The sequence below is a fragment of the Methylobacterium indicum genome (assembly GCF_001043895.1).
In the GTDB taxonomy this organism is placed as follows: Bacteria; Pseudomonadota; Alphaproteobacteria; order Rhizobiales; family Beijerinckiaceae; genus Methylobacterium; species Methylobacterium indicum.
In genome coordinates this window covers 1-23,010 of the sequence record NZ_JTHF01000049.1, presented here as the reverse complement: position 1 = coordinate 23,010, position 23,010 = coordinate 1, and the positions used below count along the sequence as shown (strand labels likewise).

Below are 23,010 nucleotides of genomic sequence, written 5' to 3'. Positions count from 1 at the left end.
GCCTCGCGCAGGGACCGCTCGTCCTCGCGGTGGCGCGGGAGGGCGAGCAGCGCCTCGGCCAGGGTGGCGCGGCCCTCGACGCTGCCGCCCAGCATCACGTTCTCGATCACGCTCGCCTCGCCGACGATCCGCGGGGTCTGGAAGGTGCGGGCGATGCGCAGCAGCGCCCTCGCCTCCCGGGTCTCGGCGAGGAGCGAGCGGCTCCCCAGCATCACCCGGCCCCCTTGCGGCCGGTAATACCCCGAGATGACGTTGAGCGTCGTGGTCTTGCCCGAGCCGTTCGGGCCGATCAGGCCGTGGACGCCGCCGGGGCGCAGGGTGAGGTCGAGCCCGTCGATCGCCTTCACGGCGCCGAAGCTCAGGCGCACGCCCGAGAGGGTGATCGGCGCGCGGGTCGACGCGCCGGCGGCGAACTCCTGCAGGGCGGCCGCCCGCGGCGCGATGCTGCGCTCGGCCGGCAGCGGCCGGTTCTTGCCCCGATCGAGGAGGTCGGCGATGCCGCCGGGCAGCACCACCACGATGACGAGGAGAAGGAACGCGTACAGGAAGGTCGACCAGGCGGCGAGCGGAGCGGCCACCTCCGGCAGGATGGTGAGCACGATCGTACCGATGAGCGGCCCCAGCACCGAGCCGCGCCCGCCGATCAGCACCGCGATGAAGAACAGGAGCGAGAGATCGAACGTGAAGGCGTCCGGCGTGATGTAGGTCTGGAGCGAGGCGAAGAGCCCGCCGGCGATCGCCGCGACGCAGCCGGCGAACAGGAACACCGCGACGAGCAGGCGCGGCTTCGAGATGCCGACGGCCTCCGCCGCCACCTCGGCGTCGCGGACCGCGACGAGGGCCCGGCCGTAGCGGCTGCCCGCGACGTTGAGGGTCATCCAGGTGCACGAGCAGGCACCGGCGAGGCAGAACCCGTAGAAGCCGAGGCGCGACTCGAAGGGCGAGGGCATCTCCGGTCCGGTGATGCCGATCCCGCCGCCGGTCACGTCCTGCCAGGCGAGCGCGATCTGCGTGACGATGGTGGCGAAGCCCAACGTCGTCATCGCGAAGTAGAAGGTGCGCAGGCGCAGGGCCGGCAGGCCGACGATCACCCCGACCACGGCGCCGACGACGCCCGCGCAGGCCAGCGCCGCGACGACCGGGAAGGCCGGCAGGACGGTGCCGGCGGCGAGCACGCTGGTGGTGTAGGCGCCCACCAGCAGCAGGGCGACGTACCCGATGGCGAGCTGCCCGGCGAAGCCGACGACGAGGTTGAGGCCCGAGACCAGGATCCAGTAGATCGCCGCCCGGGTGGCGATCAGCGTCCAGTAATCGTTGCCGAACAGCGGCACCGCCAGCGCCAGGCCGAGGATCAGCAGGAAGGGGGCGGCCCCGGCGAGACGGGCGCCGGCGCTCGGACGGGCGGGGGCGTCCGAGGCCGCGAGGGCGGAAGGGTGACTCATACGCGCCTCGCCTGGCTCGCGCCGAGCAGCCCCTGCGGGGCCGCGAGCAGCACGACGATGAACAGGGTGAACACCGCCACGGAGGCGAAGATGCCGCCGACGACGAAGTTCGCGGTCTGCTGGAAGAGCCCGAGGACGAGCCCGCCGACCAGCGCGCCGCGGTTGTTGCCCAGCCCCCCGAGCGCCACCGGGATGAAGCCGTAGAAGTTGAGGTGCGGCCCGTTGGCGAAGAAGGCGAGCAGCAACTCGCCGCCGGCATAGCCCGCGAGCGCCCCGATCGCCCCGGCCAGCGCGTAGCTCATCACCCTGAGGCGCCGCTCGGGGAGGCCGAGCGCCCGGGCGGCGAAGTTGTCCTCCGCCACCGCCAGGAAGGCGTGGCCGAGGAGGGTGCGCCGGTAGAGGAGTTCGAGCCCCACCACGACGATCAGGCAGGCCGCCACCGGCAGCCAGAACTTCTCGTCGAGGACGGTTTCCCCGAGGCCGCCGAGCAGCCGCGGGAAGGGCTGCGGCTCGGTGCTCCAGGTGATCGCCGTGACCTGCTGGATCATCAGGGCGAGCGCCAGCGTCGAGAGCACGTAGAGGTGCTGGTCGAGGCTCTTGAGGACCGGACGCACTGCCACGAACTCGGTGACGATGCCGACGAGCGCCCCGCAGGCGAGCGTCGCGAGGAGCCCGAGCGGCCAGGGCAGCCCGAGGCGCAGCGAGAAGAGCGAGCCGAGCACGCCGCCCAGCATCCCGAGCTGCCCGGCGGTGAAGCTCATCACCCGGGAGGTCGAGAACATCGTGTTGTAGGTGATGCCGATCAGCGCGTAGATCGCGCCGACGGCGAGGCCCGAGGCCAGGATCGAGACGAGCATGGCGGCGCTCCTCTCCCCGATGCTCAGGAATAGCCCGGGGCGAGGCGGAAGCTGCCGTCGCGGCCGGAATTGGCCGCCGACATCACCACCTCGTCGGTCGGGTAGCCGTTGTGGTCCTTGGGCGTATAGGTGTAGTCGCCGAAGATGCCCGGATAGTGCGTCAGTCCGTTCCAGTGCTTGACGATCGCGTCGGGCGCGCTCGATCCGGTCTCCTCCACCGCCTTGGCGATCAGGCTCACCGCGTCGTAGCCGGCCGCCACCCACCACAGCAGGGTGTCGGAGAGCGGGACCTTGCCCTTGAGCCGCGCGACGAACTCCTCGCTGCGGGCGTTGAGCTTGCCGGATTCGTCGTAGGAGCAGCTGCGGTAGCCGACCGCGTAGACCTTCTCCCAGTTCGCCGGCTTCTCCAGGAGGCCGCCGATCTCGCCCGAGGCCATCGAGGGGTGGCCGACGATGGCGACGTCCCAGCCCATCCGGGCGCGGGTGTTGAACAGCCGGGCATCCATGCCGGTCGAGACGCTCCAGACCACCAGGGCTTCGGCACCGGCGTTGCGGGCGCGCAGCAGGTCGGGGGTCATGTCGGGCTGGGTCGAATCGATGTTGCCGAGATAGACCACCTCGGCCCCGTCCTGCTTGAACGCGGCGGCGGACGCCTTGGCGGCGGTGACGCCGTAGCCGGTGGTGTCGCCGATCACCGCGACCCGCTTCACCTTCAGGACCTTGAGGCAGTAGCTGCGCACCGCGTCGTCCCACTGGGTGTTCGACGGGGCGATGCGGAAGGCGTTGGGGTACTTCGCCGGGTCGATCAGGGTATCGATCACGCAGGGGTGGATGTTCGGCATCTTGGCCCGCGCCATGATCGGGGTCGTCGCCAGGGCCTCGCCGGAATTGGTCGGGCCCCAGATCGCGTGGACCTTGGCCTGGCTGATCATCTCCTGGACGGCGTTGACCGCCTTGGTGGGGTCGCCTTGCGAGTCGCGGGTGACGATCTCGATCCTGCGGCCCTTGACCCCGCCGGCGCCGTTGATCGCCTCGGTGGCGAAGACCACGCCGCGGTTGAACCCGACCGTCGGGGCCGAACTCGGCCCGGTCATGGCGGCGAGCCAGCCGATGCGCAGGGGCTCGCCCTGCGCCAGAGCCGGCCGGGGAAAGCCGAGGGCCGCCGCCCCCGCGAGGCCGGCAGCATTCATCACGAGCGCACGACGGTTCGTCGTCACCATGGCGTCCTCCTCCCGTTGTCTACTTGCCGTTGTTGTTTCGGCTGGCGCAGTTGTTCTAGGCGCCTTGTCGTTCCAGGTGCCGGATTCGATCCTCGTCGAAGGTGAACCCGAATCCCGGCCGCTCCGGTACGATGGCGTATCCGTCGGCGAAGTCCAGTCTCTCGCAGTAGAGATCGGAGAACCACGGCATGACTTCGAGCGAATGCGCGTTCGCGAGCGCCCCGAGCACGCTCAGGCTCTGCTCCGGGAAGAGGTGGCTCGACACCGGCAGGTCGTGCGCCGCGGCGAGGTGGCCGACCCGCATGAACTCGGTGACGCCGCCGACCCGCTGCAGGTCGGGCATCAGGATGTCGGCGGAGCGCAGCTCGATCATCCGGCGAAAGCCGTAGCGGGTATAGTCGGTCTCGCCGCTGGCGATCGGCGTGTCGAGGGCGGCGGCGACGCGGGCGAGCCCCTCGACGTCCCAGGCCGGCAGCGGCTCCTCGAACCAAGTGAGACCGAACTCCTCCAGCCGCCGCCCGAGCCGGATGGCGTCGTTCTCCGTCAGTCCCTGGTTGGCATCGGCCATCAGGCGGATGCCGGGGCCGATCGCCTCGCGCACGGCCCGCACCCGGGCGATGTTCCAGTCCGGATCGCCGGCCGAGAGCCGCATCTTCATCGCCGTGAAGCCCGCCGCCTTGAAGCGCGCGGCTTCCGCGACGAGCTCGTCGGTCGAGCGGTCGAGCCACAACCCGCCGGAATGGTAGGCCGGGACGCGGGCGCTGGCGCCGCCGAGCATGCGGTAGAGCGGCAGCCCGGCGCGCTTGCCCGCGAGGTCCCACAGGGCCCCGTCGAGGGCCGAGATGCCCATCACCGGCATGCCCTTGTGGCCCATGAAGTTCACGTCGCGCCAAGCCCGCGACCAGAAGCCGGCGATGTGGCCGGCATCCTGGCCGACCACCAGGTCGGCCATCTCGTCGATCAGCGCGCGCAGCACCTTGGTGCGGCGGTCGTTGAGCGTGAACAGGATGTTCTCGCCGGCGAGCCCGTCGGCGTGGACCGTGACCAGGATGCAGCCGAAGCTGTGCAGCTGGCCCAGCGCCGAGCCGATCGGCCGCTCCGGCCGCAGGGTGATGGCGCGCGTCGTGACGCGGTCGACCTTCATGGCGTTTCCTCCGATTCTTATGCCGTGCGGACGATGTCGCCGACCCGGTAGCGGTCGAGGACGCCCGGGTCCGGGTCGCAGCCGAGGCCGGGGCCGGCCGGCAGCCGCACGTGGCCGTTCTCGGCCCGGACCCAAGGATCGAACGGGTTCGCTTCCATGTCGAGCCACAGAACCTCGACCAGCGGGTCCTCGACGCGCGCCGCGATGACGTGCATCGTGGCGATGAGGCCGGAGCCGAAATACGGGCTGTGGGGCGCGGGCCTGACCCCGTGCGCCTCGCACAGGGTGATCACCCGCAGCATCTCGCCGATGCCGCCGATCTTGGTCACGCTCGGCTGGGCGACGTCGATCGCGCCCGCCTCGATCAGGGCCTTGAAGCCGAACAGCCCGGCGGTGTTCTCGCCGGCGGCGATCGGGATGCCGCGGGCCCGCACCTGGGCGAGCCCCTGCACGTCCTCCGGCGGCCAGACCGGCTCCTCGAACCAGAGGAGGTCGTGGGGCGCGAAGGCATCCGCCATCCGGAGGGCCGCCGGCACGCTCCAGGCGCAGTTGACGTCGACCATCAGGGCGGCGCCGTGCGCGCGGGTCACCTCCGCGGCGGCCGCGACCGCTTCCTCCGTCACCTCGTGCAGCTTGATGTGGCGATAGCCGGCCTCGCACGCCGCCTCGACGTTGCGGCGCACCAGCGCCGGATCGTGGTAGGCGAGCAGCGAGGCGTAGGCCGGCAGCCGCTCGCGGACGGCGCCTCCGAGGAGGCGGGCCAGGGGCTGCCCGGCGCGCTTGCCCGCGAGGTCCCACAGGGCCGTCTCGACGCCTGAGTAGGCGAAGACGAACGCGCCGTTGCGGCCGAGGAGATGCGTGGCGTGGAGCACGGCGCGCGTCAGCCCCGCGATATCGTCCGACGGGCGTCCCAGCACCAGGGGCGCCACGATGCTGTCGAGGGCGGCCCGCGTCGCCGCGATGCCGGCATGGCCGAAAGCCTCGCCCCAGCCGACCAGGCCCTCGTCGGTCTCGACCCGCACCAGCAGGATGTCGAGATGGGTCCAGGCCTTGCCGGCGAAGCGGGCCGGCGGGCCGCCCATGTCGAAGGGCAGCGAGACGATCTGGGACTGGATGTCGACGATGGTCAATCGTGTCTCCGTGGGTCTGGAGTGGTCGATCGGCGCGACTGGCGTCGAGTCCGTGGCGCTATTCCAGTCTCGCTCCGCCCCTTTCCCGGACGATTGAAGCGAAGTGGAACGAGATTCGGGATCCAGCGGAGGACGTGCCGCGGAGCGGCTCTGCCTGGTGTGCCGTTGCAGAGATGAGGACGCTTCGCGAAATCGTGTGCTGGATCCCGGATCTCCTTCCGCTGTCGCTCCAGTCGTCCGGGAAAGGGGCGGAGATGGAAACGGATGGGTCGACCGTTCGGCCTCACCGGCGCATTCCAAGGTGTCCCCGGGGACGATCGCCAGGGATTTTTCTCACCCCGGTCCTCCCTGCCCCGCCGGGATCCGCTCCCGCTCCATCAGGTCGGCCTCGCGGCCCAACGCTTCCGCCAGCTCCGCCTCGCGCGCCCGGATGCGGGTGGTCAGCGCCGCGATGCTGAGGGCCGCGACGGTGCGGCCGGCCTCGTCGCGCACCGGCACGCCGATCGCCCCCATCGTGTCGACGACCTGATCGAGAAGCACCACGTAGCCCCGCGCCCGCGATTCCGACACGCGGCTGCGGATCTCGGCCTGGCTCAGGCGCGGATAGGGCCCGAGGCGCTGGACCACGATGCCGAGGATCGCGTCGACCTCCCGGTCGGGCAGCCAGGCCAGCAGCGCCATGGCGCCGGCCCCGACCCCGAGCGGGCGCCGGCTGCCGATGTCGAGGTAGTTCGCCCGGATCGGGTAGGAGCCGATCTCGCGCTCGACGCAGACCGCCTCGACGCCGCTCCTGACGGAGAGCAGCACCGTGTCGCCGGAGAGCTCGGCGAGCCGCACCAGGCTCGGCCGGGCGAGCGCCCGCAGGTCGTCGGGCCGCCCGGCGCTGGCGGCCAGCGCCATCAGCTCCGGCCCCGGACGCCAGCGCCGGCCGTCGGCCGCACGGGCGGCGAAGCCCTCCTGCGCCAGGGTGTCGAGGATGCGCAGGGCCGTCACCTTGTTGAGCCCGGTCTCGGCCGAGAGCTCGGTCAGGCGGCGCGGGGTCGGCGCGGCGAGGGCCCGCAGCACGGCGCAGACCTTCTGGGCGGCGTTGGGCTCGGGCGCGGCGGGGGCCGGAGCCGGGGCGTCCTCGGCCGGGTCGGGGGTCATGCGGCCTCGCGGGATTGGAGAGGCACGGGTCGCCCGACCGGGAGACGCGGCTCCCTCGATCCGAGCCGCGACCTCGTCCCGAGGTGCGAGGCGATCTTCGATCGCCGAGCCGCGACGGAGGGCTCCAGGGATCGTGGAGAGATCCGGAGCGCTCCTGCGAGATCGGTCGATCGCCGATCGACCGACACCTCGGAACGAGGTCGTGGGTGGGAAAGACGAAGCCTGTCGCGCAGCATGGCCCTCACGGCTCCTCCAGCACCACCGCCGGCCGGGCGGCGACCGCGCGGGCCGGATCCTGCGGCACCCGCGCCTTGCGGGCGAGATAGATCTGCGCGCCCACCAGCACCACGGCGAGCCCGACGAAGGTCGCGCTGATCGGGCTGTCGACGAAGGTCGCGAGGTCGCCGCGCGAGAGCATCAGGGCGCGCCGGAAATTCTCCTCGAGCCGCGGTCCGAGCACGAAGCCCAGCAGCACCGGCGCCGGATGGAAGCCGAGCCGCATCAGCCCGTAGCCGACGACGCCGATCACCAGGGTCTGGATCACCCCCGCCATCTCGTTGTTGGTCGAGTAGACGCCGACGCAGATGAAGAACAGCGCGCAGGGATAGAGGAAGCGGAACGGGATCCGCAATAGCTTCACCCACACCCCGATGAGGGGCACGTTGAGGAGGACGAGCAGGATGTTGCCGATCCAGAAGCTCGCGATCAGGCCCCAGAACATGTCCGGGTGCTCGGTCATCAGCTGCGGGCCCGGGGTGATGCCCTGGATGATGAGGGCCCCGAGGATCAGCGCCATCACGGCGTCGCCCGGGATGCCGAGGCTCATCGTCGGCACGAAGTCTCCCTGGACCGAGGAATGGGTCGAGGCCTCGGGGCTCGCGACGCCGCCGATCGCGCCGCGCCCGAACTTGTCCGGGTTGCGGCTCACCCGCTTCTCGGCCGCGTAGGCGATGAAGGAGGCGATGGTCGGCCCGGTGCCGGGGATGAGCGAGCACAGGCTGCCGACGAGGGTGCCGCGCAGGATCGGCATCGCGGCCTCGCGCAGGTCGGCCCGGCTCGGCCGCATGTCGCGCATCCGCACCTTCACGCCCGATAAATCACCGACCGAGATGGTGTTGATGCTCTTCAGGAACTCGGCGATGCCGAAGAAGCCGAGCGCCACCGCCACGAGGTCGATGCCGTTGTAGAGCGACATCGACCCGAAGGTGAACCGGCTGGTCCCCGTGTCGAGGTCGCTGCCGACGCTGCCGAGCACGATCCCGACGAGCGTCATCGCCACGCCCTTGAGCGCCGAGCCGCGGGCGAGGGTGGCGCCGGCCAGCAGCCCGAGCAGCATCAGGGTGCAGATTTCGGCCGGGCCGAACTTGAAGGCGATCTGCACCAGGAACGGCGCGAACAGGATCATCTGCACGATGCCGAAGGCCGCGCCGAAGAACGCCGCCAGCATGGTGATGCCGAGCGCGACGCCGCCCCGCCCCTGGCGGGTCATCGGGTAGCCGTCGAGGCAGGTGACGGCGTGGGAGGGGTGGCAGGGCAGGTTGAGCAGGATCGAGCAGATCGCGCCGCCGTACTGCGCCCCGTAATAGATGCCGGCCAGCATCAGGATCGCGGCGACCGGCGGCATGCCGAAGGTGAGCGGCAGGAGGATCGAGATCGTCGCCATGATGCCCATGCCGGGCAGCACGCCGATCAGGTTGCCGATCAGCACGCCGACGAGGCTGAACAGGAAGTTGTGCGGCTGCAGCGCGATGCCGAAGCCGTGGACGAGGTTGGCGAACGTGTTGTCCATCACCACCCCCGCCAGAACGGCATCTGGAACTTGAGCGCCAGCGTGAAGACGATGCCCGCCACCGCCGTCATGGCGAGCGCCAGCAGGAGGGCGGCGCGGGGATTGCCCTGCCGGTCGCCGAGTGCCGATACGAACACGCAGGCGAAGGTCGCGGGCCCGAGGCCGAGATGCTCGCCGAGCACCACGAAGGCCAGGATGCCGAGCACGATGCAGGCCCAGCCGCGCCAGTCCGGCCGTCCGGCCTCCTCGTGCTCGGACCCCGCCTCCGGCGTCAGGGCGATCAGCGCCCCGACGAGGACGAGGGCGCCGCCGACGATCATCGGAAACAGCCCGGGCCCGACGCGGGCGAGGCTGCCGAGGCCGAAGGTGCGGGCCTCGAGCACGACGGCGAGGCCGAACAGCGCCATCAGGCCGCCGGCGGCGTAGCGCCGGGCGTGCGGGCCCGGGACGGACACGGGTCCTCCGGCGGACTTGCTCGCGGGACGGAACATGGCGCTCATCCCCGCGGGTTCAGGTGGTGGAGGGGCAGCCCGGGCCCGTCCCAGGGCAGGGAGACGAGGCGCCCGGTCGAGGACAGGGTGACGTAGGCGGTGCGCAGGTCCGGCCCGCCGAAGCAGATGTTGGTGGCCCAGCGCTCCGGCATCGGGACGTGGCGGACCGAGGCCCCGTCCGGCGACACCACGGTGATGCCGCCCTCGACGAGCGTCGCGACGCAGATGTTGCCGGCCGCGTCCACGGCGAGCGAATCGAACCGCCGGTAGCCCGGCAGGCCGACGACGAGCCGGCCGCCATGCGGCGAGGGGAAGGCCTCGCGGGCGATCTCCCCCGGTCCCGTGAGGGTGAAGGCCCACAGCCGCGCGGTCTCGGTCTCGGCGACGTAGAGGGTGCCGCCGTCGGGCGACAGGCCGACGCCGTTGGGGGTGAAGATCGGGAAGACGACCTCGCGGATCGCGCTGCCGTCGGCCCGCGCATAATACACCGCGCCGCGATCCTGCTCGCGCTCGCGCACCTTGCCGAGGTCGGTGAAGTAGAAGCCGCCGAGCCCGTCGAAGACGAGGTCGTTGGGACCCTTGAGCGGCCGCCCGCCGCAATCCCGGTAGAGCACCTCGACCTGCCCGGTCGCGAGGTCGACGGCCTCGATCCGGCCGCCGGAATAGTCCTCGGCCTGGCCGACCGGCCGCAGCCCGCTCGGGTCGTCGTCCGGCGTCCACCGGAAGCCGCCGTTGTTGCACAGGTAGCAGCGCCCGTCGGGACCGATCGCCGCTCCGTTCGGCCCGCCGCCGGGCCGGGCCGGATAGCTGACAGTGCCGTCCGGCGCCACGCGGGTCAGGGTGCCCCTGGCGATCTCGACGAGCAGGACCGAGCCGTCCGGCATCGCGATCGGGCCTTCGGGAAAGCGCAGGCCCGTCGCCAGTTCGGTGAGGGGCGGGGTCGCGGGATTGGCAATCATGGCGCTGCCTCCAGGCGGGTCGGACCGGGGGAATGGTTGCGCAGGAGGTTGGCGAGGCTGTCGGGCACCTCGATCTCGAAGCCCAGCACGGCCGCCGAGAGCGCCTTGCCGTAATTGTCGAGGCAGAGCGAACGCGACACGCCCCCGCCGAGGGCGCCTTCGGCCACGAAGTTCAGGACGCCGAGCGGGTCCACCGCGTAGCGGGTGACCGGGCCGGTCACGAGGCCGGCATAGAACGCCTTGAAGCGCTCGGCGGTCAGCTGGTCCTTGAGGTAGGGGTAGAGGTCCGGCTCGTAGGCGATCACCGTGACGTTCGAGGTGTTGCCCTTGTCGCCGGAGCGGACATGGGCGACGTGCTGCAGCATCAGGCGCATGGCGGTCAGCTCTCGTACATCGTGACGACGGGGCGCAGGGCCTCGCGCGGCACCAGCGACGACCAGACGCCGATCACCTCGCGGGTGCGGTCCTGGTGCGGCACGCGCTTGCCGGTCATGCCGACGCCGGACACCGCCATGCCGTCGACCTCGCGCCCGACCTTCAGGGCCTCCTCGCGGGTCGCCGTGCGCGCCGCGACCCGCACGGCGATCTCGTAGGGCTCCGCCGGGGCCGCCCGTGCGGCGATCGCCCCGCCGTGGATGGCGTTGAGGCCGACGAAGTCGATCCGGATCTCCTCGGCCCGCAGGCCCACGATCCGGAAGCGCTCCTCGAGGATGCGCTTGGCGAGTTCCGCCCGCCGCAGGGCGCCCGGCCCGGCATAGAAGAACATGTCCTCGCCGATGAAGCCTTCCTGGCAGGCGATCGAGACCTTGAGCGTCGGCGTGCGCGGCTTGCCGGCGATGCGCGACACCCGCACCCGGTCGGGGCCGACCTCCTCCAGTTCCGTCGTGGTGAAGTCCACCACCACGTCGGGCGTGATGTAGTGTCCCGGGTCGTGCACCTCGTAGAACAGCTGCTCCTTGAGGGTGCGGAGCGTCACGGCGCCGCCGGAGTTGCGCACCTTGGTAATGACCGCCGAGCCGTCGCTCTCGACCTCGGCGATCGGGAAGGCGAGGTCCCAGGGGTCGGGCACGTCCTTGAAGCCGGGATCGCAGAAATAGCCGCCGGTGACCTGTGCGCCGCATTCGAGCACGTGGCCGATGCCGCTGCCGGGCCCGAGGCGGGCGTGATCGAGGGCGTCCCAGCCGAATTCGTGCATCATCGGCGCCATGAAGATCGACGGATCGGCGACGCGGCCGGTGACGACGATCCGGGCGCCCTCGCGCAGCGCCTGGACGATCGGTTCGGCGCCCATATAGGCCTCGGCCGAGACGATCGAGCCGTCGAGGGCGGCGCTCGGGCGCCCGTCCTCCATCAGGGTGCCGGTGAGCTCGAGGACGCGGTCGGTGATCAGGCTGCCGGAGACCGCCGCGACCTTGGTGCCCTTGGGCGCGCCGCATTCGCGCAGCCAGTGGACGATGCGCTCGGCGGCGCCCTCCGGGTTGATCCAGCCCTGGTTGCTGATGATCTTGGTGCCGCGCCGCAGGCAGCCGGGCAGCACCCGCTGCATCCGGTCGTCGAGATAGGTGTCGTAGCCCGGGAAGGACGGGTCGCGGCGCTTGCGCACCTGCGCGGCCGAGATCGTCGCCTCCGCCATGGTCTCGAAGCACAGGTAGTCGAGGTCGCCCTCCTCCGCGTTGGTCCTCGCCGGCTCCAGCCGGTCGCCCCACCAGGCCGAGCCCGATCCGATCCGCAGCGCCATCGCCCCCTCCCCCTACTCGATCGTCACGCCGGTGCGGGCGACGACGGCCGGCCAGCGGGCCACCTCGCGCCGCACGATCTCCGCGAAGGCATCCGGGCTCGCGCCGCCCGGCGTCGCCCCGAGGTCGAGGAGCCGCGTCCGGGTCTCGGGTTCGGCGAGCACGGCGGCGATCCGCGATTGCAGCAGGTCGACGACCGGCCGGGGCGTGCCGGCGGGCGCCAGCAGGCCGAACCAGGCCGGCACGTCGAAGCCCGGCACCCCGGCCTCCGCCAGGGTCGGTACGTCGGGCAGCCCGGGGAAGCGCTCCGCGGTGGTGACCGCCAGCGCCCGCAGGGTGCCGGCGCGGACATGGCCGATCGCCGAGGGCAGGTTGTCGAAGCCGATCCGGATGTGACCGGCGATGAGGTCGTTCAGCATCGGCCCGCCGCCCCGGTAGGGGACGTGCGTCAGGTCGATCCCCGCCATGACCTTCAGCAGTTCGCCCGCCATGTGCGGCGAGCCGCCGGTCGAGGTCGAGCCGAAGGCGAGCGTGCCGGGCTTCTCCTTGGCGAGGCGGATCAGGCCGGCGAGATCGGCGATGCCGGCGGCCGGGTTGACCAGGAGCACGTTCGGGGTCGAGGCGACCACCGTGACCGGCGCGAAGTCGCGGACCGGATCGTAGGGCAGGCTCTTGAACACCGCGGCGTTGATGCCGTGGGTGTTGATGGTCGCCATCACCAGCGTGTAGCCGTCGGGCGCCGCCCCGGCGACCGCCTTGGTGCCGATATTGCCCGACGCGCCGGGCCGGTTGTCGATGATCGCGTGCTGGCCGAAGCGCTTGTCGAGCCGGTCGGCGACGAGGCGGGCAAGGATGTCGGTGGTCCCGCCCGGCGGGAACGGCACGACGATGCGGATGATCCGGTCCGGATAGGCCGCGCGGGCCGGCCCCGGCAGGGCCAGCGACGCGAGCACACCCAGGCACAGCCGACGGTGCATGGCGCCTCTCACAAGCGTTCCCGACATCGCCGCCCTTGATGGGTGAGTTCCGTATAGCGGAACTAATTCGGTCGATCTCGGCTCTCCCGGCCGGATGACGACCTCGATCGTTACCCGGCATGGAACAGTGTTGACAGGCTATTCGACGAAAGGCAACCATCTTCCGACAAGAGCCGACGGCGTGGTCCGCACGGCCCACCTTGGAGGATGCCCGATGTCATGTTCCGCGTGGCGGAATAATGCTTGCGCCGGTTGCCGCCCGGCGCCCGCCCGATGAGCGTCGTCACCGGCATCGGCCTCACCCCGTTCGGGCGCCTGTCCGGCGCCTCCACCCTCGACCTGATGAGCCGCGCCGCCGCCGAGGCCCTGGCCGATGCCGGGCTGGAGCGGCGCGAGGTCGACGGGCTGATCACCGGCTACTCGACCACCCACCCGCACCTGATGCTCTCGACGGTGTTCGCCGAGCATTTCGGGTTGCGGCCGGCCTACGCCCACGCGGTGCAGCTCGGCGGCGCCACGGGCTTCGCCCTGGTGATGCTGGCGCACCTGCTCATCGAGGCGGGGGCGGCGCGGCGCATCCTGGTGGTGGCGGGCGAGAACCGGCTCTCGGGCCAGTCCCGCGACGCGGCGATCCAGACCCTCGCGCAGGTCGGCCACCCGACCCACGAGGTGCCGCTCGGGCCGACGATCCCCGCCTATTACGGCCTCGTCGCGTCCCGCTACGCCCACGAGCACGGCATCGCCGACATCGCCGAACTGGCGGTGCTGATGCGGGCGAACGCGGCCCGGACTCCCGGCGCGCACCTGACGGACCCCATCACCGCCGCGATGGTGGGCGAATCGAAGCCGATCGCCGCCCCCTTGCGACTCCTCGATTGCTGCCCGGTCTCGGATGGCGGCGCGGCCTTCGTGATCGAGCGGGCCGATTCCGCGCGGCCCGGGCCGGCGATCCGGGGCGCCGCGCAGGCCCATACCCACCAGCACGTCACCGCCGCGCCCTCGCTGACCGCCTTCGGGGCGGGCGACAGCGCGGCCCGCGCGCTGAGGCAGGCCCGCGTCGGGCTCGCCGACATCCGCTTTGCCGCGATCTACGACAGCTTCACCATCACGCTCGCCATCCTGCTGGAGGAGATCGGCCTGGCGCCGCGGGGCGCCGCCGGGCGGCTCGCCCGCGAGGGGCACTTCTCGGCCGGCGGCGCGATGCCGCTCAACACCCATGGCGGCCTCCTCAGCTACGGCCATTGCGGCGTCGGCGGCGCCATGGCCCATCTCGCCGAGACCGTGCGGCAGATGCGCGGGCAGGCCGGTCCGCGCCAGGTTCCTCCCCCGGCACTGGCGCTGCTCCACGGCGATGGCGGCGTGCTCTCCTCCCATGTCAGCCTCGTCCTGGAGACCAGCCGATGAGCGCGGAGATTCCCGACTGGACCAGGGGTGCGGAGGGCCTGGCGCTCGCCCGCTGCCGGGCCTGCGGCCACGTCCAGTATGTCCGGCGCCCGTTCTGCCCGGAATGCGGGAGCGAGGATCTGGGCGTCGAGCGGGCGTCGGGCCGCGGCACGGTCTACGCCGTCACGGCGGTGGCCCGTGCGCCCTCGCCGGACCTCCAGGCCTTCGCGCCCTACGGCCTCGCGCTGGTCGATGCCCCGGAGGGCTTCCGCTTCATGGCGCATTGCCCGGCCGAGGGCGTCGCCATCGGGGCTCCCGTCCGCACGACGTTCCGCGCCTTCGGGGCCGGCCTCGTCCCGTTCGTCACCCCGGAGGATCAGCCATGACGTCGAGCCTGCAGGCGGCCCTCGATCCGCGCTCGATCGCGGTGATCGGCGCGTCCGAGAATCCCGACAAGATCGGTGGCCGGCCGCTCCTCTACCTGTCGCAGTTCGGGTTTCGCGGCGAGGTCTGGCCGGTCAACCCGCGGCGCGACGAGGTCCAGGGCCGGCGCACCGTGCCGCGCCTCTCGGCCCTGTCGCGGGCGCCCGAGCTCGCGATCATCGCGGTCCCGGGCGAGGCGGCGGTGGCGGCCCTCGACGAATGCGCCGAGATCGGCGTCAAGGTCGCCATCATGATGGCCTCGGGCTTCGGCGAGACCGCGGACCCCGCCGCACGGGCCGCCGAGCGGGCGATGGTGGCCCGCGCCCGCGCCCGGGGCCTGCGGATGATCGGCCCGAACTCGCAGGGGCTCGCCAATTTCGGCACCGGCGCGGTGGCGAGCTTCTCCAGCATGTTCCTGGAGGTCGAGCCCCGGGACGGGCCGGTCGGCATCGTCAGCCAGAGCGGGGCGATGAGCGTCGTGCCCTACGGGCTGCTGCGCGGCCGCGGCATCGGCGTGCGCCACACCCACGCCACCGGCAACGACGCCGACGTGACGGTGTGCGAACTCGCCGCCGCGGTGGCGGCCGATCCGGGGTTGAAGCTCCTGCTCCTCTACCTCGAGAGCATCCCCGACCCCCACCACCTGGCCGAGGCCGCGGCGATCGCCCGCGCGCGCGGCCTGCCGATCGTGGCGCTCAAGTCCGGTCGCACCGCCGCCGGCCAGGCGGCGGCCCAGTCGCATACCGGGGCGCTCGCCAACGAGGACCGGCTGGTCGACGCCTTCCTGGAGCAGCACGGGATCTGGCGGGCGCGCGACACCACCGACCTCGTCGCGGCGGCCGAACTCTACCTGAAGGGCTGGCGCCCGGCGGGCCGCCGCATGGTGGCGATCAGCAATTCGGGCGCGACCTGCGTGATGGCGGCGGACGCGGCCTCGCAGGCGGGGCTCGACCTGGCGCCCCTGGAGGAGGGCACGCAGGCACGCCTGCGGGCGATCCTGCCGAGCTTCGCCGCGACCCGCAATCCGGTCGACATCACGGCGGCGCTGATGACGAACTCCGCCCTGTTCAGCCAGATCCTGCCGGTGATCGCCGAGGATCCGAGCGCCGACGCCTTCCTGGTCGGGGTGCCGGTGGCGGGCCGGGCCTACGCGGTCGACGATTTCGGCCGCGACACCGCCGCCTTCGCGCAGGCGACCGGCAAGCCGGTGGTGATCGTCGCCCCCCAGGAGCTGGTGGCGGCGCCGTTCCGCTCGCGCGGCCTGCCGGTCTTCTCCGGCGAGGGCGAGGCGGTGCGGGCGCTGGCGCAGTTCATCGCGCATCACGAGCGCATGGCGGCGGCCGGGGAACGGACGCCGCATCCGGCGCCGTCGTCGCCCTCCGCCTCTCCGGCGCCGCGCCTCCTCGACGAGGCCGAGAGCCTGGCGCTCCTGGCGCGGGCCGGTATCCCGGTCGTGCGCCACCGCCTCTGCCGCACCGCCGACGAGGCGGTGGCGGCGGCCGCCGGGATCGGCGGGCCGGTCGCCGTCAAGGGCTGCTCGGCGGGCGTGGCGCACAAGAGCGAACTCGGCCTCGTCCATCTCGGGGTCGATGGGGAGGCGGCGGTGCGGGCCGCCTTCGAGGCCTGCCGGGCGGGACTGGCCGGGGCCGGCCACCCGTTCGCCGGCGCGATCGTCGCCGCGATGGCGCGGGGACGGCGCGAACTGATGCTCGGCGCCCATCGCGACCCGTTCTTCGGCCCGGTCGTGGTGGTGGGCGACGGCGGCAAGTACGTCGAGGCGATGCCGGACGTCGCCGTGCTGCTGCCGCCCTTCTCGGAGGCGCAGGTCCGGCGCGCCCTCGACGGCCTGCGCCTCGCCCCGCTGATCGCGGGCGTGCGCGGCGAGCCGCCGCTCGCGATCGAGCCCTACCTGGCCGCCGCCGTCGCGGTCGGGCGGCTGATGGTCGAGCGGCCGGCGATCGCCAGCCTCGACGTCAATCCGATGATGATCGGCACCGCGCCCGGCGAGTGCCTGGCGCTCGACGCCGTCGTGTTCGAGGAAGGAAGCGCGCCATGATCCGCCGCCGTGACGTCGTCGCCGGTCTTGCCGGGACCCTTGCCGGGACCCTCGCCGCCGGCCCCCTCGTGCTCGGGAGCCGGCCGGCCCGCGCCGCTGCCTGGCCGGCCCGGCCGATCTCCGTCGTGGTGCCCTACCCGCCCGGCGGCTCGACCGACATCACCGCGCGGATCGTCGGCGAGCGGCTGTCGATCGCCCTCGGCCAGCCCCTGGTGATGGACAACAGGCCGGGGGCCGGCGGCAATCTCGGCCTCGAGATCGTCGCCCGCGCGGCGGCCGACGGCCACACGCTCGGCGTCGCCACCACGGCGCACGCCATCAACATGACGCTGTTTCGCAAGCTCAACTACGACACGCTGAAGAGCTTCGCGCCGGTGGCGCTCCTGACCGAGAACCCGCTGGTGCTGGTCGTGCCGGCACAATCCGCGCCCCGCTCGGTCGCCGACCTGATCGCCGCCGCCAAGGCCAGGCCCGGGGCCCTGAACTACGCCTCGTCCGGCATCGGCCAGTCGACCCACCTGGCCGCCGAGCTGTTCGCGTCCATGGCGGGGATCAAGCTCACCCACATCCCGTATCGGGGCAGCGCCCCGGCGATCACCGACGTCATCGCCGGACGCTGCGACCTGATGTTCGACACCACCCAGTCGGTGCTCGCCCATGTCGAGGGCGGCCGGGTGCGGGCGCTCGGCATCACCGCGGCCGAGCGGCTGCCGTTGGCGCGCGACATCCCGACCATCGCCGAGGCCGCCCTGCCCGGCTACGTCGCCATCGCGTGGAACGGCCTCGTCGCGCCGAAGGGCACACCGCCCGAGATCGTCGCGCGCCTCAACGCCGAGACGGTGCGGGCGATGCAGGAGCCGGCGGTGGCGGCGAAGTTCGCCGGCCTCGGCGCCACCTCCCGCCCGCTCTCGCCCGAGGCCTTCGGGGCCTTCATGGCGGCCGAGATCGCCAAGTGGGGCGCCGTGGTGAAGCAATCGGGGACGACGCTGGATTGAGGGGGAAGCGCCCGCCCGGGCGGGGGGGCTTCCCTTGAGCATTGTCCGACGAAGTGGATGCCGGTTCGTCGAAGAAAACCTGGCAAAACAAAGACTTGGAGCACTTCACGATTGCGGCGCGATCGTGAAGTGCTCGAGCGTGTCAGGCGCGCAGGGTCGCGAGGGCGTGGTAGGCCTGCTTGTAGCGCTCGTAGACCGGACGGTACCGGGCATGGGCCTCCCTGCTCGGCTCGATGCGGCGGGCGACCTTGACCATCGCGGAGGCCGCCTCCTCGATCGAGCCGTAATGCCCGGCGGCCTTTGCCGCCAGGACGGCGCTGCCCAGCGCCGGCGCCTCCGCCACCTCGGTCACGGTCAGGGGCTGGCCGCAGACGTCGGCATGGATCTGCATCCACAGGTCCGAGCGCGTCGCGCCCCCGCAGATCACGATCTCGTCCGGCCGGTAGCCGCCGGCCCGCATCGTCTCGAAGATGAGCTCGGTCCCGCACGCGACCCCCTCCATCGCGGCGCGAAACAGGTGGGCGCGGCCATGCGCGAGCGTGAGCCCGGTGATCGCGCCGCGCGAGGCCGCATCGGTGTGCGGCGTGCGGTTGCCCTGGAAATGGTCCTGCACCAGCACGCCGTCCGAACCCGGCGGCAGCGCCGCGGCCTCCGCGTTGAGCGCGTCGTAGGACCAGTCGCTGCCGACGATCCCCCGCAGCCAGTTGACGACCGAACCCGTCGAGGTCTGGCCGCCCTCGACCAGATGCAGGCCGGGGATCACCGCGTCGGCGTAGGTGCCCCAGATGCCGCGGCCGTGGAACGGCGCGGCCGAGAGCCCGAGATGCAGGTGCGACGAGCCCGTGATGAAGGCGAGCTTACCGGGGGTCGTGACGCCGAGCCCGATCATCGCGATCTCGGCGTCCGAGCCGCCCTGCGCCACGGTGAGCCCGACCGGCAATCCGAAATGCTCGGCGGCCTCCGGGGTCAGTCCGCCCACGATCTCCCCGAGGGGCAGCACCTCCGCGGGCCACTTGTCGGCGAGTTCCGGGATGCCGAGGCGCTCGACCAGGCTGCGGGCATAGCCGCCCTCGCGCGCCCGGTAGTGCCAGCGGATCGCCGCGTTGGTGATCGAGGCGGCGCGCCGCCCCGTCATGCGCAGGTTCATGTAGTCCTGGTACTCGCAGATCGTCGCCGCGCGCGCGAAGATCCCGGGCTCGTGCCGGGCGAGCCAGAGCGCCTTCGGGATCATCCACTCGGCCGAGACCGGCCCGGCGCCGCCGGAATTGACGATCAGCGCCGGATCGCCGGTGGCGAGCACCAGGGCGGCCTCGTCGGTCGCGCGCACGTCCATCCAGATCAGCGCCGGCCGCACCGGGATACCGTCGCGGTCGAGGGCGACGACGGAGCAGTTGGTGGTGTCGGCGCAGAGGGCCGAGACGTCCCGGGGATCGATGCCGGCCCTGTGCACCGCCTCGCGCACCGCCCGCCCGGCCGCCTCCCACCAATCCTGCGGGTTCTGCTCGGCCCAGGACGGGCGCGGGAAGGTGGTGGGGTAGGATTGCGCCGCGAAGGCGAGCGGCCGGCCGGCGAGGTCGAACACCCCGGCCCGGATGCCCTCCGTGCCCCCGTCGAGACCGATGACGACGCTCATGGCGCTCCTGTCCTCCCGGGCGGCCTCACCGCGGCCGCCATCGGAGCCCCGCTTAGCATGACGGCGGCGCCACCGCCCGGCCCGATCGGTGCGGCAACGGCACAAGCGGCCGGTCGTCCCGAACCGTCGTGGATGGGCCCGTGGTCGCGCCTCGCGGGAGCCCGGCGCTGCAGCGGATCGGCCTGAACAGATTGCGCGAAAGCGGCATCCGGCTTTGCGACCAAGATCGGCGAAGAAACAGGGCGTGAGGGGACGAAGCGCTGGCTTGCCGATGCGAGTCGGCTCAGCGGTGCGATGCCCCTCCGCGCCCGTAGAGCGCGCGCGAGATCGTCGCCGCCGTCTCGCGCAGCTCCCGGGCGAGCGCGTCAAGCTCGCCGTCCGACATCTGCCCGGCGACCGCGATGCCGCTCACCCCGAAGCGGGGCTGCCCCGCATGGTCCAGGATCAGGCTCGCCGCGATGTCGACGCCGCGAAACAGGTGGCCCCGGTCGAAGGCGAAGCCCGCGCCGCGTGCCGCCGCGACCTCGGCCGCGTAGGTCTCGAAGGTCGGGGCGTTCTCCCAGCGCAACGTCGCGAACGTCCGCCGCAGCTCGGCCTCCGGCAGGTCGCGGCGCGCGGCGATGCACCGGCCGACCGCGCCGACCAGCGCCGGGAGCCGGGCGCCCAGCGCCATGTCGACATGGACGACGTTGCCGGCGACCAGCCGGTCGACGAGGACGATGCGGTCCTGCGGCGTGATCTTCCACAGCCCGATCAGCGCCCGGTGGTGCCGCGACAGCGCCTCCAGGGCGGGCCGGATGATGTCGACCTGGTCGAGCCCGACCAGCGGCATCGAGATCTCGAGGATCCCCATGGCGAGCCGGTACTCCTTCGACCGGGTGTCGAAGCTCGCCAGGCCCTCCTTGGTCAGGGTCCGCAGGATGTTGAACGTCGTCGAGAGGTTGATCCCGGTCTCCCGCGCGATGTGGGCGACCCCGGCGGCCCCCGGGGCATGGGCGAGGAAGCGCAGGATCGCCACGGCATTCTCGACCGCGCCGACATACTTGCGCGGGCCCGCCTCGGCCTCCGGGCGATCCGGTGGCTCCGTCATGACCCCTGTCGTCCCGGCTTCCGTCATCCCGATCGCCTCCGAACGGGTGTGTCGCCCGGCGGGCCCGGAAACTCAACGGGCCGGCGCCCGGTCTTTCTCGTTGACAAAAGCCTTTCGCCATCGAAAATCAGCTTCAAAGCCCGCCGCGCTCGCGTACCGGCTTCCGAGGGCGGCCGAGCGGCCGGTCGGGAGCCGGATGCGACCGCAGGACGACGCGTCACCGAGGGAACGCCATGGACGAGGCAGCGGGCCCGCAGCGGGCCTACGAGGAGTTTCTCCGCGCCGGCCGCTTCATGATCCAGCGCGCGCGCCGGACCGGCGAATACGTCTTCTACCCCAGGACCCTGTCCCCCTCCGGCGAGGTCGACCTCGACTGGGTCGAGGCCTCGGGTCTCGGCACCGTCTACGCCATCACGGTCAACCGTCGCCGGGACGGCGCGGTGAACGTCGCCCTCGTCGACCTCGACGAGGGACCGCGGATGATGACGACGATCGCCGGCGTCGAGACCGTGCCGATCGGCACGCGGGTGAAGGCCCGCGTCGAGGCCGGGGAGACGCCCCGCGTCGTGTTCGATCCGGTGGAGGAGCCGCGATGAGCCACCCGTTGCGCGGCCGCACCGCCATCGTCGGCCTCGGGCTCGCCGGGCTCGGCGCGGCGCCGGGCTTCTCGGCGATGGAGCTGCTCGGCCTGTCCGTGCGCGCGGCCCTCGACGATGCCGGGATGCGGCTCGCCGACATCGACGCGGTGTTCGCGGCGACCAGCAGCCACGCCTTCGCGTCGATGAGCGTCGTCGAGTATCTCGGCTTGCGGCCCCGATATTTCGACAGCACCAATGTCGGCGGCTCGAGCTTCGAGATGCATCTGCTCCAGGCCACGCTCGCCCTCGAGGCCGGGCTCTGCGACGCGGCGCTGATCTGCTACGGCTCGAACCAGCGCACGGCGGGCGGACGCCTCGTCTCGATGTCGGAGCCGCAATGGCACGAGGTGCCCTACGGGCCCCGCCACCCGATCACCGCCTACGCCCTCGCCGCCGCCCGGCACATCCACCAGTACGGGACGAGCCGGGAGATGCTCGCCGACGTCGCGGTCGCGGCGCGACAATGGGCCAACCTCAATCCGGATGCCTTCGCCCGTGGCCCCCTGACCCGCGAGGACGTCCTGGCGGCCAGGATGGTCAGCGATCCCCTCACCACCGCCGATTGCTGCCTCGTCACCGACGGCGCGGCGGCCTGCATCCTGGTGCGGGCCGAGCGGGCGAAGGACGTCGCCAAACCGCCCGCCTACTTCCTCGGTGCCGCCGGGGCGAACTGGCACCGCTCGATCCAGGCGATGCCCGACCTGACGGTGACCGCCGCCAGCGAGAGCGGCCCCCGCGCCTTCGCGATGGCGGGTGTCGCGCGGGAGGACGTCGACCTCCTGATGCTCTACGACGCCTTCACCATCAACACGATCCTGTTCCTCGAGGATCTCGGCTTCTGCCCGAAGGGCGAGGGCGGTCGCTTCGTGCAGGGCGGGCGCATCGCGCCGGGCGGGGGGCTGGCCGTCAACACCAATGGCGGCGGCCTGTCCTGCGTGCATCCGGGCATGTACGGGATGTTCCTGATCGCGGAGGCCGTCACCCAGATCCGCCGGGAGGCCGGCGCGCGGCAGCTCGCCCGCGCCGACGTCGCGCTCCTGCACGGCAACGGCGGCACGCTGTCGAGCCAGGTCACGGCCTTCCTGGGCTCCGAGGCGACGCTGTGACGGCGCTCGCCGCGGAGGACTTCTCCGCCCTCGACGCCCTGATGGCGCCGCGCTCCGTCGCGATCGTCGGCGCCTCCGACGACCCGACGCGGATCGGCGGCCGGCCGATCGCCGCGATGCAGGCGGCCGGGTTCCGGGGCCGGATTTTTCCCGTCAATCCGGGTCGGAGCGCGGTGCAGGGCCTGCCGTGCTTTGCCACCGTCGCCGACCTGCCCGAGGCGCCGGAGGTCGGCATCGTGGCGGTCGCGGCGCGCCACGCCGTCGAGGCGGTGGCGGCTCTGGGCGCGAAGGGGTGCCGGGCCGTCACGCTGTTCTCGGCGGGCTTTGCCGAGACCGGGGACGAGGGCGGGCGGGCGCAGGCCGAGATCCTGGGCATCGCCCGGCGCCACGGCATGCGGGTGCTCGGTCCCAACACGCTGGGCGTCTACAATGCCGGGATCGGCTATTACGGCACCTTCTCGTCCTCGCTCGATTCCGGCTTCCCGCGGCCGGGGCCGATCGGCATCGCCAGCCAGTCCGGGGCCTACGGCGCCCACCTCGCCGCCGCGGCGCGCGACCGCGGGCTCGGCGCCTCCGTCCTCGTCACCACCGGCAACGAGGCCGACGTCACCGTCGCCGACGCGATCGGCTGGATGGCGCGGAGCGAGACCGTGGAAGTCGTCTGCGCCTACCAGGAGGGCTTTCGCGACGGCCCCCGCATGATCGCGGCGCTCGAGGCCGCGCGGGCGGCCGGCAAGCCGGTCTTCCTGCTGAAGGCCGGGCGCAGCCGCCTCGGCGCGGCGGCGGCGGCCTCGC

At 72.4% G+C, this 23,010-nt stretch carries 21 protein-coding genes; 7 read left to right on the top strand and 14 right to left on the bottom strand.

What is annotated here, in order from left to right; translation table 11 throughout:
* From QR78_RS06395 to QR78_RS06340, 12 genes are all read right to left on the bottom strand, one after another.
* Positions 1–1,442: ABC transporter permease subunit (locus QR78_RS06395; protein ID WP_048426670.1), on the bottom strand; the 1,442-nt coding region annotated here is incomplete at its 3' end.
* Positions 1,439–2,299: a branched-chain amino acid ABC transporter permease gene (locus tag QR78_RS06390; RefSeq protein ID WP_048426669.1), complete on the bottom strand. Its 861-nt coding sequence runs from the start codon at positions 2,297–2,299 to the stop codon at positions 1,439–1,441. The genes QR78_RS06390 and QR78_RS06395, both read right to left, overlap by 4 nt.
* A gap of 23 nt (positions 2,300–2,322) precedes the next feature.
* Positions 2,323–3,519 (bottom strand): ABC transporter substrate-binding protein, encoded by a 1,197-nt coding sequence (locus QR78_RS06385; protein ID WP_244276574.1) that lies wholly within the window; start codon positions 3,517–3,519, stop codon positions 2,323–2,325.
* A 55-nt stretch (positions 3,520–3,574) separates the two neighbouring features.
* On the bottom strand, positions 3,575–4,663 hold the full coding sequence (locus tag QR78_RS06380; RefSeq protein ID WP_048426668.1) for a mandelate racemase/muconate lactonizing enzyme family protein: 1,089 nt from the start codon (positions 4,661–4,663) through the stop codon (positions 3,575–3,577).
* A 17-nt stretch (positions 4,664–4,680) separates the two neighbouring features.
* Positions 4,681–5,793, bottom strand: coding sequence for a mandelate racemase/muconate lactonizing enzyme family protein (locus QR78_RS06375; protein ID WP_048426667.1), 1,113 nt, complete (start codon positions 5,791–5,793; stop codon positions 4,681–4,683).
* Positions 5,794–6,126: 333 nt separating this feature from the next.
* Positions 6,127–6,939, bottom strand: coding sequence for an IclR family transcriptional regulator (locus QR78_RS06370; RefSeq protein WP_048426666.1), 813 nt, complete (start codon positions 6,937–6,939; stop codon positions 6,127–6,129).
* 241 nt (positions 6,940–7,180) lie between these two features.
* On the bottom strand, positions 7,181–8,728 hold the full coding sequence (locus QR78_RS06365) for a tripartite tricarboxylate transporter permease (RefSeq protein ID WP_089504258.1): 1,548 nt from the start codon (positions 8,726–8,728) through the stop codon (positions 7,181–7,183).
* Positions 8,728–9,183, bottom strand: a complete 456-nt coding sequence (locus QR78_RS06360; protein ID WP_202972719.1) for a tripartite tricarboxylate transporter TctB family protein — start codon at positions 9,181–9,183, stop codon at positions 8,728–8,730. Before QR78_RS06360 ends, QR78_RS06365 begins: the two co-directional genes overlap by 1 nt.
* A gap of 41 nt (positions 9,184–9,224) precedes the next feature.
* Entirely contained in the window at positions 9,225–10,178 is a 954-nt protein-coding gene (locus QR78_RS06355) for an SMP-30/gluconolactonase/LRE family protein (RefSeq protein ID WP_048426665.1), read from the bottom strand.
* Positions 10,175–10,552: an AtuA-related protein gene (locus QR78_RS06350; protein WP_048426664.1), complete on the bottom strand. Its 378-nt coding sequence runs from the start codon at positions 10,550–10,552 to the stop codon at positions 10,175–10,177. Before QR78_RS06350 ends, QR78_RS06355 begins: the two co-directional genes overlap by 4 nt.
* A gap of 5 nt (positions 10,553–10,557) precedes the next feature.
* Positions 10,558–11,916 carry an acyclic terpene utilization AtuA family protein gene (locus QR78_RS06345; protein WP_048426663.1) on the bottom strand — a complete coding sequence of 453 codons (1,359 nt, stop codon included), beginning with the start codon at positions 11,914–11,916 and terminating at the stop codon, positions 10,558–10,560.
* A 12-nt stretch (positions 11,917–11,928) separates the two neighbouring features.
* Positions 11,929–12,891 carry a Bug family tripartite tricarboxylate transporter substrate binding protein gene (locus tag QR78_RS06340; RefSeq protein ID WP_048426662.1) on the bottom strand — a complete coding sequence of 321 codons (963 nt, stop codon included), beginning with the start codon at positions 12,889–12,891 and terminating at the stop codon, positions 11,929–11,931.
* A gap of 273 nt (positions 12,892–13,164) precedes the next feature.
* Here QR78_RS06340 and QR78_RS06335 point away from each other — a divergent pair, with 273 nt between their 5' ends.
* From QR78_RS06335 to QR78_RS06320, 4 genes are read left to right on the top strand one after another with little or no spacing between them, the layout of a single operon-like run.
* Positions 13,165–14,295 carry a thiolase family protein gene (locus tag QR78_RS06335; protein ID WP_048426672.1) on the top strand — a complete coding sequence of 377 codons (1,131 nt, stop codon included), beginning with the start codon at positions 13,165–13,167 and terminating at the stop codon, positions 14,293–14,295.
* Positions 14,292–14,660, top strand: a complete 369-nt coding sequence (locus QR78_RS06330) for a Zn-ribbon domain-containing OB-fold protein (RefSeq protein WP_048426661.1) — start codon at positions 14,292–14,294, stop codon at positions 14,658–14,660. Before QR78_RS06335 ends, QR78_RS06330 begins: the two co-directional genes overlap by 4 nt.
* Complete coding sequence (locus QR78_RS06325; protein ID WP_048426660.1) at positions 14,657–16,753, top strand: acetate--CoA ligase family protein; 2,097 nt, start codon at positions 14,657–14,659, stop codon at positions 16,751–16,753. Before QR78_RS06330 ends, QR78_RS06325 begins: the two co-directional genes overlap by 4 nt.
* Positions 16,750–17,748, top strand: coding sequence for a tripartite tricarboxylate transporter substrate binding protein (locus QR78_RS06320; protein ID WP_053220817.1), 999 nt, complete (start codon positions 16,750–16,752; stop codon positions 17,746–17,748). Before QR78_RS06325 ends, QR78_RS06320 begins: the two co-directional genes overlap by 4 nt.
* A 142-nt stretch (positions 17,749–17,890) precedes the next feature.
* Here QR78_RS06320 and QR78_RS06315 read toward each other — a convergent pair whose 3' ends face one another.
* Together QR78_RS06315 and QR78_RS06310 are read right to left on the bottom strand one after the other, a co-directional pair.
* Entirely contained in the window at positions 17,891–19,381 is a 1,491-nt protein-coding gene (locus tag QR78_RS06315) for an FGGY-family carbohydrate kinase (protein WP_048426659.1), read from the bottom strand.
* Between the two features lie 283 nt (positions 19,382–19,664).
* Entirely contained in the window at positions 19,665–20,471 is an 807-nt protein-coding gene (locus tag QR78_RS06310; protein WP_048426658.1) for an IclR family transcriptional regulator, read from the bottom strand.
* A 233-nt stretch (positions 20,472–20,704) separates the two neighbouring features.
* On the opposite strand from QR78_RS06310, the gene QR78_RS06305 reads away from it, so the two are divergent.
* From QR78_RS06305 to QR78_RS06295, 3 genes are all read left to right on the top strand, one after another.
* A complete protein-coding gene (locus QR78_RS06305; protein ID WP_048426657.1) occupies positions 20,705–21,067 on the top strand; it encodes a Zn-ribbon domain-containing OB-fold protein in 363 nt (120 codons plus the stop codon).
* Positions 21,064–22,215: a thiolase gene (locus QR78_RS06300; protein WP_048426656.1), complete on the top strand. Its 1,152-nt coding sequence runs from the start codon at positions 21,064–21,066 to the stop codon at positions 22,213–22,215. Before QR78_RS06305 ends, QR78_RS06300 begins: the two co-directional genes overlap by 4 nt.
* The coding region (locus tag QR78_RS06295) for a CoA-binding protein (protein WP_048426655.1) at positions 22,212–23,010 on the top strand (799 nt) is incomplete at its 3' end. The genes QR78_RS06300 and QR78_RS06295, both read left to right, overlap by 4 nt.